General features: G+C 64.3%; 16 protein-coding genes. 7 read left to right on the forward strand and 9 right to left on the reverse strand.

The genetic code is table 11. The features are described 5' to 3' along the window. The first annotated feature begins 2 nt into the window (after window positions 1–2). Window positions 3–338 (forward strand): YnfA family protein, encoded by a 336-nt coding sequence (locus PT015_RS20360; RefSeq protein WP_285186821.1) that lies wholly within the window; start codon window positions 3–5, stop codon window positions 336–338. On the opposite strand, the gene PT015_RS20365 is transcribed toward PT015_RS20360, so the two are convergent. Next, window positions 339–1196, reverse strand: a complete 858-nt coding sequence (locus PT015_RS20365; RefSeq protein WP_285186822.1) for an SDR family oxidoreductase — start codon at window positions 1194–1196, stop codon at window positions 339–341. Between the two features lie 273 nt (window positions 1197–1469). Between PT015_RS20365 and PT015_RS20370 the strand changes: the two genes are divergently transcribed. Both PT015_RS20370 and PT015_RS20375 read left to right on the forward strand, forming a co-directional pair. After that, a complete protein-coding gene (locus PT015_RS20370) occupies window positions 1470–2261 on the forward strand; it encodes a hypothetical protein (protein WP_285186824.1) in 792 nt (263 codons plus the stop codon). Between the two features lie 59 nt (window positions 2262–2320). Continuing rightward, complete coding sequence (locus PT015_RS20375; protein ID WP_285186825.1) at window positions 2321–2545, forward strand: hypothetical protein; 225 nt, start codon at window positions 2321–2323, stop codon at window positions 2543–2545. 6 nt (window positions 2546–2551) lie between these two features. Here the strand turns inward: PT015_RS20375 and PT015_RS20380 are convergent, their stop codons facing one another. Next, a complete protein-coding gene (locus PT015_RS20380) occupies window positions 2552–3700 on the reverse strand; it encodes an acyl-CoA dehydrogenase family protein (protein WP_285186827.1) in 1149 nt (382 codons plus the stop codon). Continuing rightward, complete coding sequence (locus tag PT015_RS20385) at window positions 3697–4881, reverse strand: acyl-CoA dehydrogenase family protein (RefSeq protein WP_285186828.1); 1185 nt, start codon at window positions 4879–4881, stop codon at window positions 3697–3699. The genes PT015_RS20380 and PT015_RS20385 overlap by 4 nt, the downstream gene beginning before the upstream one ends. Before the next feature lie 71 nt (window positions 4882–4952). Here PT015_RS20385 and PT015_RS20390 point away from each other — a divergent pair, with 71 nt between their 5' ends. Continuing rightward, window positions 4953–5306, forward strand: coding sequence for a hypothetical protein (locus PT015_RS20390; protein ID WP_285186830.1), 354 nt, complete (start codon window positions 4953–4955; stop codon window positions 5304–5306). 295 nt (window positions 5307–5601) lie between these two features. On the opposite strand, the gene PT015_RS20395 is transcribed toward PT015_RS20390, so the two are convergent. The 6 genes from PT015_RS20395 to PT015_RS20420 all read right to left on the reverse strand — a co-directional run bounded on the left by PT015_RS20395 (window position 5602) and on the right by PT015_RS20420 (window position 11347). Next, on the reverse strand, window positions 5602–6045 hold the full coding sequence (locus PT015_RS20395; protein WP_285186832.1) for a MaoC family dehydratase: 444 nt from the start codon (window positions 6043–6045) through the stop codon (window positions 5602–5604). After that, the gene (locus tag PT015_RS20400; protein WP_285186834.1) at window positions 6045–6533 is read right to left on the reverse strand and encodes a hypothetical protein; all 489 of its coding nucleotides are present in this window, start codon (window positions 6531–6533) and stop codon (window positions 6045–6047) included. Before PT015_RS20400 ends, PT015_RS20395 begins: the two co-directional genes overlap by 1 nt. Beyond that, complete coding sequence (locus PT015_RS20405) at window positions 6467–9268, reverse strand: MMPL/RND family transporter (protein ID WP_285191202.1); 2802 nt, start codon at window positions 9266–9268, stop codon at window positions 6467–6469. The genes PT015_RS20400 and PT015_RS20405 overlap by 67 nt, the downstream gene beginning before the upstream one ends. Window positions 9269–9303: 35 nt before the next feature. Next, window positions 9304–9747 carry an MmpS family transport accessory protein gene (locus PT015_RS20410; RefSeq protein WP_285186836.1) on the reverse strand — a complete coding sequence of 148 codons (444 nt, stop codon included), beginning with the start codon at window positions 9745–9747 and terminating at the stop codon, window positions 9304–9306. A gap of 23 nt (window positions 9748–9770) precedes the next feature. Continuing rightward, window positions 9771–10337, reverse strand: a complete 567-nt coding sequence (locus PT015_RS20415; protein ID WP_285186838.1) for a winged helix-turn-helix transcriptional regulator — start codon at window positions 10335–10337, stop codon at window positions 9771–9773. Between the two features lie 119 nt (window positions 10338–10456). Then, a complete protein-coding gene (locus PT015_RS20420; RefSeq protein ID WP_285186840.1) occupies window positions 10457–11347 on the reverse strand; it encodes an NmrA family NAD(P)-binding protein in 891 nt (296 codons plus the stop codon). Between the two features lie 319 nt (window positions 11348–11666). Here PT015_RS20420 and PT015_RS20425 point away from each other — a divergent pair, with 319 nt between their 5' ends. The 3 genes from PT015_RS20425 to PT015_RS20435 are packed head-to-tail and all read left to right on the forward strand — an operon-like array spanning window position 11667 to window position 13125. After that, complete coding sequence (locus PT015_RS20425) at window positions 11667–12596, forward strand: NmrA family NAD(P)-binding protein (RefSeq protein ID WP_285186842.1); 930 nt, start codon at window positions 11667–11669, stop codon at window positions 12594–12596. Next, window positions 12593–12970, forward strand: a complete 378-nt coding sequence (locus PT015_RS20430; protein WP_285191270.1) for a PaaI family thioesterase — start codon at window positions 12593–12595, stop codon at window positions 12968–12970. Before PT015_RS20425 ends, PT015_RS20430 begins: the two co-directional genes overlap by 4 nt. After that, on the forward strand, window positions 12907–13125 hold the full coding sequence (locus tag PT015_RS20435; protein WP_285186844.1) for a PaaI family thioesterase: 219 nt from the start codon (window positions 12907–12909) through the stop codon (window positions 13123–13125). The genes PT015_RS20430 and PT015_RS20435 overlap by 64 nt, the downstream gene beginning before the upstream one ends. The last annotated feature ends 29 nt before the right edge of the window (window positions 13126–13154 follow it).

Below are 13154 nucleotides of genomic sequence, written 5' to 3' on the forward strand. Positions count from 1 at the left end.
GCATGACCGTCGCGAAGTCGATACTGCTGTTCGCGATCGCCGCGGTCCTCGAAATCGGGGGCGCGTGGCTGGTGTGGCAGAGCGTGCGCGAACACCGCGGCTGGATCTGGGCCGGGTTGGGGGTAATCGCCTTGGGCGCTTATGGATTCGTCGCCACCTTTCAGCCTGACGCGCAGTTCGGTCGGGTATTGGCCGCCTATGGCGGCGTGTTCGTCGCCGGATCGCTGGCCTGGGGCATGGTGGCGGACGGCTTTCGGCCCGACCGTTGGGACTTCGTCGGCGCGGCGGTCTGTCTGGCCGGCGTCGGCGTGATCATGTACGCGCCGCGCGGGCGCTGATCACTCCTTGTGCTCGACGACCCCGGTCGCGTGCTGCGCACGGTCTTCGTAGGCGCGGCGGGCGGTGGTGTCGAAGTTGAGGAACACCGTGTCGTTGCCCATCTTCTTGTTGAGCCAACGACGGCCGCGGTCCGGCACCAGCGTTGCGACGGCGGCGAACGACTTGCCCCAACCCGGCACCGACACGCGGGATTTCGGCTTGTCGAGCACCTTCACGATCGCTGCTGCGATGTCTGCGGGCTCGACGGGCTTCTGCGCCGATGACGGGGTGGTGCCCGCGATCAGTTCGGTGTTGGTGAACGTCGGCAACACGGCAGAGACGGCGACGCCCTGCGGTGCGAATTCGTCGGCAAGCGCCGTGGTCAACCCGACCACACCGAATTTCGTTGCGGCATAGACGACCTGGCCGGGAACGGCGACCATGCCCGCCAACGATGCGATGTTGACGATGTGCCCGCTGCGGCGCCTCACCATGTCGGGCAGCACCAGCTGGCAACCGGTCAGCACACCGTAGAGGTTCACCTCGATCGACGAGCGGATGGCCTGCGCCGACTGCTCGAGGAAGGGGCCGACCGGCATGACGCCGGCGTTGTTGATCAGCACGTCGATGTGCCCGCCGCCGTCGGCGCGGGCCTTGTCGAGGAAGGCCGCGAACGACTCCTTGTCGGTGACGTCGAGGGGATGACCGCTTACCTGACCCAGGCTGCTGATGCCGGCGACGGCGCTCTCGAGCACGTCGAGGTCCCGGTCGCCGATGACCACCCGGGCGCCGCGGGCCAGTAGCGCCTGCGCAGTGGCGTAGCCGATGCCGCGAGCAGCGCCGGTGATGACGATGGTCTTACCTCTGATGCGGTCCATTCGACGGACTTTACAGGTGTCAAGTCCGTGGCGGAACTGTGTCGCGGACACCGGATCGTCGCTGCTCAGCGCCCTGATGGAACCGGCGCGACCGCGCGCTCGTCGGAAATTACATACCAGGGGCTCAGGTTTTGTGCGTCCAGTAAGCCGGACAGTCCACATATTGCGCTCAGGTAATAACGTCTGGTATTTCTAGAAGTGCAAACGATACTAAACGAATGAAACATGGCAGATTTACGAATCACCGGTCTGCACTCTCGGGAGAGGAGCCCCATGAGACCGACATCCGTGGGCACCGCCGTCAGAGCATTCTCCCTCGGTCAGAGCTATAGCTGGCCCGATCCCGACATCGAGGGCACCCTTGTGGTCTCCGAGCCGTCGGCGGACCCGGAGTTGTGGGCTGAGTACACCGCGGGCGCGGTGCGCAGCTACAGCAAGCGCGGCGTGGAATCCGCACTCGACCTCGAAGCGCTGCGTACCGGTAGCGACACGATCATGTTCGGCGCCGTCGTCGCCGACTCCGGCCACGTCGTCGGTGGCTACCGCGCCATCGCGTTGGGCTCATCGGCCGACTCGCATGCCGTCGAGGAGTGGGCGGGTCAGCCCGGTCAACACGATGTGCGACGGATGATCGACGAACGCGTGCCCTATGGCGTGCTGGAGATGAAGTCCGGCTGGGTCACGGACGCCGCCGGCCGCAACCCTTTACTCACCACCGCGCTGGCGCGCAGCTGCTTCTACATGATGGTCATGCTGGATTTCCAGTACACGATGTGCACGGCCGCGGTGCCGGTGCTCAACAGCTGGCGCTCGTCAGGGTCTGTGGTCGCGCCCATCCCGGCGACGCCGTACCCCAGCGAGCATTACCGCACCAAGATGATGTGGTGGAACCGACGCGACTTCGTCAGCCACGCCAAGCCCAACCAGCTCACCAAAATCGTCAGTGAGACAAAGGATTTGCTCCACGAGCAATTCCGCCGGGGGCCCGCCGCCGCCGATATCACCAGCCTCGTCCCGTCCACTCCGGCGCAGCTCGTTCTCGCCGATGCCTTCGAGGTGGCCTAGCCATTACGCCTTCAGCTACTCACCCACGCCCCGTCCACCCAATTGCAGAGGTAACCACCATGGAAAGCAAGAACTCAGAACCGGTCTGGATCATGTTCGCCACCGACGTCGAGAGTCGCGACAAGCTGGTCAAGTACGCCGGCGGGTCGCAGTACCAGGTCGACCCGAACACCGCAGCCTCGCTGATCCTGGTCGGCGCGGCGGAGCGGCTGGCCTCGCCGCTGGAAGCGCCGGTGCTGCCCGGTGTCAGCGGCATGTCGATGGTCAACCGCGAAAGCGCCTGAGCCTCTTTAGATCCCGAGGTCCTTGGCGACGATAGTCTTCATGATCTCGGTGGTCCCACCGTAAATAGTCTGGATGCGGGCGTCGACGAAAGCCCGCGACACCGGATACTCCCGCATATACCCGTAGCCACCGTGCAGCTGTAAGCACCGGTCGGCGGTGCGCACCTGAAGCTCGGTGGTCCACCACTTCAACTTCGCGGCTCGCGCCGCGGTCAACTCGCCCTCCAGATGCTCGGCGATGCAATCGTCGAGATAGGTGCGTGCGACGTCGATTTCGGTCGACAGCTCGGCGATCACGAACTGGGTGTTCTGCAGCGCCGAGATGGGTGAGCCGAAAGCCTTGCGCTGCTTGACGTAATCGAGCGTCTCGGCCAGCACGCCTTCGGCGGCACCCACCGCACCCACGGCCAGCGAGAGCCGCTCCTGGGGCAGGTTGTTCATCAGCTGATAGAAGCCCCGGCCCTCCTCCCCGAGCAGATTGTCGACGGGCACCCGCATGTCGGTGAAGCTGAGCTCGCTGGTGTCCTGGGCGTGCAGGCCGATCTTCTCCAGGTTGCGTCCGCGGCTGAACCCGGGTGTGTCCGGTTCGACGACGAACAGCGACAGCCCCTTGTGCCGGTCCGGGCTGGTGCGGGCGGCGACGACGAACAGGTCGCCGGTCTGGCCGTTGGAGATGAAGGTCTTCGCGCCGTTGAGCACGTAGTGGTCGCCGTCGCGCACCGCGGTGGTGCGCATCCCGGCGAGGTCGCTGCCGGCGCCCGGCTCCGTCATCGCAATGCCGATCACCGTCTCGCCCGTAACCACACCCGGCAGCCAGCGCTGCTTCTGCTCGGCCGTCGTCAGCTCGGTCAGGTAGGGCAGCACGATGTCGTTCTGCAGCGACAGCGCGATGGCCTCGGCGGCCGCACCGGCGCGCTGCAGTTCGTCGACGACGATCGCGTTGTAGCGGAAATCCTCGACGCCCGGCCCGCCGAACTCCTCGGGGACCGAAAACGCCAGCAGGCCAAGTTTGCCGGCCTCGGTGAACAGCGACCGGTCCACGCAGCCGGCCTTCTCCCACTCCTCGTGGGCCGGCACGACCGTCTGCTGCACAAACTCGTGCACCATGTCGCGGAACTGGCGATGCTCGGAGGTGTACTCCAGCCGCGCGCTCACTTGAAGGCGCCCAGTCCGGTGAACGCCTGACCCAGGATCAGCTGATGCATTTCCGGAGTGCCCTCGTAGGTCAGCACCGACTCGAGGTTGACCATGTGCCGGATCACCGGGTACTCCAACGATATTCCGTTGCCGCCCAGGATGGTTCGCGCGGTCCGGCAGATCTCGATCGCCTCGCGGGTGTTGTTCAACTTGCCGAAGCTGACCTGCTCGGGGCGCAGCCCGCTGGTGTCTTTCAGTCGGCCCAGTTGCAGCGCGAGCAGCAGGCCCTTGTGCAATTCGACGGCCATGTCGACGAGTTTGGCTTGGGTGAGCTGAAATCCGGCGATCGGCTGGCCGAATTGGGTGCGCTCGCCCGCGTAGTCGAGCGCGGCCTGCCATGCCGATCGCGCGGCGCCCATCGAGCCCCAGATGATGCCGTATCGCGCCTCGGACAGACACGACAGTGGCCCCGTGAGGCCCTGCACCTCGGGCAGCATCGCGTCGTCGGGCAGGCGGACGTCGTCGAGCACCAACTCGCTGGTGATCGACGCGCGCAGCGAGAGCTTGTGGTGGATGGTGTTGGCCGAGAAGCCGGCGGTGTCGGTGGGGACGACGAACCCGCGCACGCCGTCGTCGGTGGCCGCCCAGACCACCGCGACGTCGGCGACCGACCCGTTGGTGATCCACATCTTGCGGCCGTTGAGTACCCAGTCCGATCCGTCGCGCTTGGCGCGGGTGGTCATCGAGGCGGGATCGGAGCCGGCGTCGGGCTCGGTCAGGCCGAAGCAGCCGAGCAGTTCGCCGGCGGCCATGCCGGGCAGCCACTGCTGCTTCTGGTCCTCGGAGCCGAATCGCCAGATCGCGAACATCGCCAGCGAACCCTGTACGGAGACCATCGACCGGATTCCGGAGTCGGCGGCCTCGAGCTCGGTACATGCCAGCCCGTAGTGCACGGCCGATGCGCCGCCGCAGCCGTAGCCCTCCAGGTGCATACCGAGCAGACCGAGCTGTCCGAAGTGTTTGGCCAGCTCACGGACCGGAAGGTCGCCGATCTCGAACCACTCGGCGATGTGCGGCAAGACGTGTTCGCCGCAGAACTGCCGGACGGTGTCGCGCACCGCGATCTCGTCGTCGGACAGCGAAGCGTCCAGACCGAGCGGATCCTGCGGATTGAAGGCGGGTGGTGTGCCGGTACTCATGTGCCCATACTGCCACCGCGGGAAAGTCGGCCTAGGCTGCCTTCGGGGGACTGAACATGGAGGTGACGGGCATGCCCTCACTCGGTCGCATCTCAGCCGTCGTTCTGACCGCCATCGCGTTGGCGCCGCCGGCCGTCGCGGACCCGGTCGATCCGATCCCCGGCAACGGCGTCTTCGTGGTCGGGCCCGACGTCGCACCGGGGCTCTATCACACGGCCGGTTCGGGTTCGACGTTCGGCGTGTGGATCAACAACGTGCCGACCCAGGAGTCGATGTGCTCTTGGTTCACCTACAGCACCCCCGATGCCGCCAAAGACCATGTGCTGCAGACCAACTCATCCGTCGGGCCGATGTACGCGAACATCAATACCGGCGTCAAGGCCTTCGAGTCACAGAATTGTCAGCCCTGGACCCGGGTGCCGTAAAGCATTCGGGCGCAGCGCTAGTCGCAATTGACGCACACGCCGGTCACCGACCGTTGCATGCCGCAGCTGCAGAAGGTGCCCTCGCGCCGGACGTCGCCGGAACGCTGTCGCTTCTCGTTCGGGGTACTCGCCGGTGCGGTCGCCGCGGGATGAGACTCACGCGGTTGGTCTGCGGTGGTCACATTGCTCAACGATAAGCGCGTGGACGGCTCGTGTCGGCTGCTCATACCGTTTCGCGCCAACACTTCAGCATCCTTTTGTCGTCTGGCTGACCATGATTCATGCTCCGCACACCTCACTGCTTGGCGAACACCAGCAGGCGCGCCTTGCTGCTCTGCCGGATCTCACCGTCCTGGTTCACGGTGTCGTAGGCGATGGTGACGAAACCACGGGTGGCGTTCGGCTTGGCTTGCACGTCGACGATCTCGGCCTCCACGTGAAGTTTGTCGCCCGGACGTGTCGCGGTGGGCCAGGCGACCTCGCCACCGGCGCCGATGATCCCGTTGGCCACTGGCATCCCCGAAGTCACGAGCAGTCGCATCGTGATGGCCGCGGTGTGCCAACCGCTGGCGGCGAGGCTCTTGAAGAAGGTCTCGCGAGCGGTGTCCTCACTCACGTGGAATGGCTGTGGGTCCCACTTGGTGGCGAACTCGACGATGTCGTCAGCGGTGAGTTCGTAATCGTCTGTGCGAAAACGGTATCCGACATGAATGTCGTCGAGCCAGAGTTCGCTGCTCATCATGCCGCCTTCTCGATGCGGCGTTTCAGCCGGCCGCTCAGGAACATTCGCATGGTCAGGTTCGTCGACGTGATCATCGGGATGAAGCCCAGGTAAGTCCGCTCGGACGGTTGCGCGCCGTGCAGATGCTCGAGGCTGCCGAAGATGTAAAACGCTCCGATGGTGAAGAAGGCCGCTGGAATGGCGAAGGCCAGGATTGGCCTGCGGGCATCGACAACCTGTGTTGCCAACGGTTTCTCGTAATCTTCGAGCGCCACTTTCTTGCGCAGCTTACCCAGAATGGTCGGTACGGCGTTGACTTCGCTGGCCAGCGGTACCGTTGGCTGACGCAGCACGCGCGCGACGTAGACCGACGCGCAGGTGGCGAAGACCAATGCGAGCACGAAGGTGATCGCGGTCAGGTAATTCCACAGATTCCAATTCATTGTCGTACTCCTGTCATACGGAATGGGGTCGTCAGTGGGCGCGAGCGCACCAATGTCGGCCACCAGAACCACTTTCCGAGAATGGTGACAATCGACGGCACCACGAACGATCGGACGATCAAAGTGTCGAGCAGCAGGCCGATGCACACGGTGGAGCCGAGTTGGCCGATGGTTCGCAGATCACTGATCAACATGGCCAGCATGGTGACGGCGAAGACAATCCCCGCCGATGTCACGACGCCGCCGGTGCTGCCGAGCGCGCGGATCAGCCCGGTGTGCAGGCCGGCGCCGAGTTCGTCTTTGACCCGGGCGATCAGCAGCAGGTTGTAGTCGGACCCGACGGCCACCAGGATGATGAACGACAGCGGCAGGATCAGCCAGTGCAGTGGTAGGCCAATCAGATGCTGCCAGAACAGGATCGACAATCCGAATGCCCCCGCGTAGGAGAAGGCGACAGTCGCCGGGATGACGAACGCGGCCATCAGGCTGCGAGTCAGGTACATCATGATCAGGAAGATCAACACGAACGCGGCGATGGCGGCGATGAGCAAGTCCGACATCGCGTATTGCTCGATGTCCTTGTTGTTCGATGCCGAGCCGCCGATGTAGACCTTGGACCCGGCCAGCGATGTCTCCTTCAGGATCGTGGTGATCGCCTCGGGAAACCGCTCGACGTGCTCGACACCCTCGGGGCCCATCGCGTTGCCCTCATGGGTGACGATGAACCGGGCGGCTTTGCCGTCCGGCGACATCATCAGTTCCATACCGGTTTTCACGTCTTCGTTGTCGAAACCCTCGTGCGGGATGTAGAAGAAGTCGTCGCTGCGCGCCTTGTCGAAGTCGTTGCCGACGTTGATCGAGTCATCGAAGGTCTGCTCGGTCTGGATGTTCCCCAGATCCGCCGATCCGTAGGAGTTCACCAGCTTGGCCCGAATCGCCTCGGTGTCGTCGGCCGTGGCCTTGAGTTCGGCGATGATCTTCGGGAACGCCTTGTCGACCTCGACCAGCGAGATCCGGGTCTTGTTGATGTCTTCGGCCAAGTGGTCGATCTGGTCGATGGTGTCCCACACCGACCGCAGTGCCCAGCAGATCGGGATGTCGAAACAGTGCTTGTCCCAATAGAAGTAGCTCTTGATCGGCCGAAAGAAGTCATCCAGGTTCGAGACCTCTTCGTTGATGTCATTGGCCACGTGCTCAAGATCCTCGACGGTAAGCACGGTGTTGTGGATCTCGTCGGACACCTTCTGGAAGAACGTGATCTCACGGCGCAGCACCTCGATCGAGTGCTTTTGGATATCCGCCTGCTGATCGGTGTTCATGTTCTGCTCCCGATTGAACGGCACCTGCTGACCGTTTCCGCTTCCCTGCGTTGTGAACAAATACGGGATGGTTGCGTGTTCCAGGGGCCGGCCCAGTGGCCGGGTGATGCTCTGCACCATGGCGACGCCGGGTAGGCGGATGAGGGCCCTCGCGACGCGATCCAGCGAGATGAAGTCCGAGGAATTCCGCATGTCGTGGTCGGACTCCACCATCAACATCTCGGAGAACAACTTGCTCGGCGGGAAGTGTCGATCGGCTGCCGTAAAGCCTTTTCTGGCCGACGCCGACGCCGGTTGGTACTGCCGGTCGTCGTAGTTCTGCTTGTAGGTCGGCACGAAGACCGCGCCGAGCATCACGACCGCACCGCTGGCCGCGAGAATCGGCTTGGGCCAACGCACTACGCTGGTGCCGATGCGTCGATAGAGGGTTCCTTTGACGACCGTTTTCGGTTCGAACAGCCCGAAGATGCTGCCCAGCGTCAGCAGCGCCGGAGCCAGTGTGAGCGCAGCGGCGATGGTGAACAGCATGCTGACCGCGACGGCCGGGCCCATCGTGTGGAAATAGTTGAGTCGGGCGAAGGTCAGACAGAAGCAGGCGCCCGCGATCGTCAGGCCCGAGCCGATGATGATCGGCGCGACACTCTTGAAGGCGGTGTAGTAGGCGTCTTCCGGGCTCTCGCCGTCCTGGCGGGCTTCCTGGTAGCGGCCCATCAGGAAGATGCCGTAGTCGGTCCCCGCGCCAAGCGTCAGCGAGATCACGACGTTCACCGCGAACGACGACAGCGGGATCAGCCCGATGTGACCGAACGTCGACGTAATCCCCTTCGCGACAAGGATTTCGAACAACACGCTGTACATCGGCACCACCAGCGTGGTCAGACGACCGCGATACACCAGCAACAGCATGATGAAGATCAGGATGACCGTGACGATCGTGATGTTGTTCAGGCTCGAGTCCGCAATGTTCAGAGTGTCCGAGGCCAATGGAGCGGCGCCGCTGACGTAGACCTTGAGTCCCGGCAGGGGAGGGTCGTGGTCGACGAGATCCCGGATGGAGTCGACGGATTCGTTGGCTTCCATTTGACCGATGTCGCCGGCCAGTCGTAGCAGGACGTAGGTGGACTTGCCGTCGACGCTCTGCGCACCGGCCGCGGTGAACGGCTTGCCCCACAGATCCATGGCGTACTGCACGTGCTTGGTGTCGTGGCGTAGGCGCACGATCAGGTCGTCGTAGTACTTGTGGTCGGCCTCGTTGAGAGCCCGGTTGGCCTCCAGCACCACCATCGTCAAGCTGGTCGACGTTGATTCCTGAAACTTCTTTCCGATCTCCAGCATCGCGACCTGCGACGGGGCATACGTGGGCACCATCGGCCCGGCGAGTTCTTCGGCGACCCGCTCCACCTGGGGCATGAAGGCGTTGGTGGAGATGGCGAGCAGCGCCCAGAAGACGATGATCGGGATCGACAAGACGCGGACCATCCGCGCGAAGAACGGTCGGCCGGCGCGGTGCGCGCTCATGCGGACTTCACTCGGCACTGAACGTCGGCGTCGGTGTGCGTCGACGACTGTTGGTCGCGCACAACGCCATCCACCAGCATGCGGCAGGTGGCCTGACCGCCGTGCACGTGCGCGGAAATGCTGCCCGATACCACGTTCAGCACCGTCGTCTCGGTGTGCGACCACGGCAAGGCCTTGAGATCGACCTTGTGCGGGTGCCCGTCGATGTCGACGTACACCAGCATGCCGCCACTACCGATCGACCCCGACAGCTCATAGGTGAGGTGCTTGGGGTTGAACTCTTCGGGCGCCTGTGGGCCGTTGACGGTGATCACCGGCTTCGGCTCGGAGAACTGGTGCACCTTCCACATGCAGGTCACACCCAACCCGAGCGCAACCACGGTGACCAAGGCCAGCCACCAGCGCTGCAGGAGCGCGCGGCTGGCCGAACGTTGGCTCACTGGTCTACCTTTCGGGCTTTTGTTTACTTGGCCGACTTGGCTGGCGGCTTCGGCGTGGACTGCCTCTTCGCGGCCTTGGCGCCTGCGGTGCGCTTGGGCTTCGGCTTGCAGACTTGCAGCGGATACTTCGCCTGCGTCTGGCGGTTCGCGCGGCCGGTGGATGCGATCGTGAACCGGGAGCTGGTGATCGAGACGCCCGTCTTCGCGTCGACGACAACCGGTTCCGCGACTTCCATCGTGGTGCTGTCGACGACCACGACGGCCGGACCGTCGGGCGAGAAGTGCTTGTTACCGAACTCCACAATGGCGAACAGCACCGGCATGAAATCCCGCCCCCGATCGGCGAGAACGTAGCTGTAGCGCGGCGGATGCTCTTGATAGAGCTGCTTTTCGACGAAACCCGCATCGGTCAGCCGAGTCAGACGGCTACTCAGGATGTTCGGCGCGATCCCAAGGCCGGTCTGGAGCTCGTCGAAACGATGTGCCCCCCGGAAGAGCTCACGAAGCAACAGGATGCTCCAGCGATCACCGACGCGTTCCAGCGTCTTCACGACGGGGCACTCCGTTTGCCATGCTTTGGTGTCGACCATTGCTCTCCCTGTCACTTTTGTTTTGAAAGTGACGCTAGCGGGGTGACTTGCGTTTTGCAAGTGAACGCCTCCGTGCACTCCCGGGATCCGGCCATGTGGGCGCACGCGTCCGGTCCTGGTCATGACTCGTCGGTGAATTCTGCGAGGTGGTCGGTGATGAACGCCTGCACCGTCGTGGGCGTCTTGCCGCCGATACGCTCGACGAGATCGTTGTTGCCGGCGAAGATCCCGTTCTGGTAGTCGACGGCGACATTGGTCAGGTGCTGGGCAAGAAAGTCGGGAAAGCCTTGCGCCTTGATGCCGTCGATCCACGCCGGGATCTCGGTCGGTTCGTAGCGAACGGTGCGGCCCAACGCCTCCGAGATGGCCTCGGCGATCTGGTGGTGGTTCATCTCCACCGCGCCGAACAGTGGGTAGACCTGCCCCGCGTGTGCCTCAGGGTTCTCCAGGATCGCCGCGATGACGCGGCCCTGGTCCTCCGCGGTGATCGGGGCGTGGCGTCCGTCGCCGAACGGCAGCCGGAACACGCTTTCGTCCCGGATCGAGGCGGCGCAGAAGATCGTGTACCACTCCGCGAAATAGGTTGGGCGCAAGTGTGTTGCGTCGATCGGCGACCAGTCCAGAATGCGCTCGCCCAGCCAGTGAATGCGGGCCGCATCGCTGGCCGCGCCGCGTCGTGCCGAGATCTGAGACATGTTGACGATCGCGTTGACTCCGGCTTCCTCGGCGGCCTGAGCGAAGTTTGTCGTGGCCTCGAGCAGGCCCGGGGCAATCGGGTAGACGAAGTAGGCCGCGCGAACGCCGTCGGCCGCTTCGCGCACCGTGTCGATGTCCCGCACGTCGCCGACGATGATCTCGGCTCCGCTGTCGCGTAGTTGCGCGGCGCGATCGTCGAAGCGGTGCACGAGCGCACGTACGCGGTGACCACGTTCGAGCAGTAGCTGCGTCGTGTAGCCGCCAGTCCGGCCGGCCGCGCCGGTGACGAGCAGTGCGGTGTTCTCGGTGGTCATTGGTGGGCCTCATTTCGCTGTCGCGCGGATCGGTATGTAGGCAACTGTCACAGCTAGCTCTATTTCAGTCAAGCCAACATCGGGCATGGAGTAATTTCGGGATATGCGGGAATAAACCGCTTTCTAGCAGGGTTTACGCGGCCACTCGCGGACCGCTGACGGCTCGACTCCGACGATGATGGATGGCTGGATGACGCGGAAGAGGGTGCCGCGCAGCGGAAACATCCGCAGTTGACTTGACATTCATAAAGTCAGGAGTGATGGTTGTCGAAAGTCGATCCAGCGGCGGCCTTGTCGCGCACACCCGAGGAGAGTGTCGATGAGCGGTTCAGCAGCGCCGGTCCTGGTGACCGGGGCGACGGGGCGTCACGGCTCGACCGGCGCGCACGTCGCGCGCAGGCTGCTCGGCGAAGGCAGGGCGGTGCGGATCCTGGCGCGCAGCGAGAGCGACCGCACCGAGGCGCTGGCCTCCCTTGGCGCGGAAGTGGCCATCGGGGACCTGCACGACCGCCGCAGCCTGGTGCCGGCGCTCGCCGATGTCGACCAGGCCTATTTCACCTATCCCGTGGATGCGGGGGTTATTCCGGCGGCCGCCAATTACGCCGCGGCCGTTCGAGAGTCGGGACGCGCAATCCGCACCGTCGTGATGTCGATGGGGCCGGCTCACCCGCTGCACCCCAGCGATCTCGGCCGTGCGCAGTGGCTGGCCGAAGAGCTGATGACCTGGGCCGGGCTCGACGTGCTTATCCTGCGGGTCGGGGCCACCTTTCACCAGAACCTGGTGGCCTTGCATGGCGACTCGATCAGGCGAGAGAACCTGTTGCGCAACAGTTTCGGTGATGGGAAGGTGGGCTGGATCGACGGTAGCGACGCGGGGGAGCTCGCCGTCGTCGCGCTGCTCGACCCCGACGCTTTCGACGGCCCGGTCTGCTATCCGGCCGGTGCGGAAATGCTGAATCATCACGAGGTCGCAGAGATTCTGACCGAGGAACTCGGTCGTCCGATCGCATTCGAGCCGATCTCACCCGCGGCGTGGCGTGACGACCTGCTTCGCCTCGCCCGGCGGGATCCGGATGGAGTCGTCAATACCTCGATGGCCGGCCATATTTCGAATGTCGGCGCGGCCGTCGCGGCACGGGGCGCCCCGCCCGCCGACAACGGCGAACTGGCCCGCCTCATCGACCGCGCACCGACGTCGCTCCGCGAATACATCCGCGCCAATCGAGAGAACCTGGAAATAGCACGATGACCGACACCATTGCCCACGCCACGTCATTCGACCGTGGCGACGATGCGCGCACAAGGACATTCACCTGGCAGGACCCGACACTCGGCGCTCAGGCGGCGATGAGCATGACCGGCCTGGACTACCTCCGCGCGATGCAGGCGGGCACCCTGCCGTCGCCGCCGCTGCTGCACACGTTGAACATGCGGCTCGAATCCGTCGAATCCGGTGAGGTGGTGTTCGGCATGACCCCGGCCGAATTCCATTACAATCCAATAGGTTCCGTGCATGGCGGCGTGTACAGCAGCTGCTCGACTCTGCGGCGGGCTGTGCCGTGCACAGTCTGCTGCCCGCAGGAACGGGCTACACCAGCCAGGATCTGTCCGTGCGCTTCCTGAGCGCTATACGGATCGACACCGGGCCGGTCCGCTGCACCGGCACGGTGCGTCACCTCGGGCGCCGGACCGCGCTGGCCGAGGCCTCGTTGACGACCGAGTCGGGCAAGCTGCTGGCGACCGCGACGAGCAGCTGTCTGATCATCCCCGGCCGCTGACCGGTCTGGCTATATAAAAGTATGGTCAG

The organism is Candidatus Mycobacterium wuenschmannii (assembly GCF_030252325.1).
Lineage (GTDB): Bacteria > Actinomycetota > Actinomycetes > Mycobacteriales > Mycobacteriaceae > Mycobacterium > Mycobacterium wuenschmannii.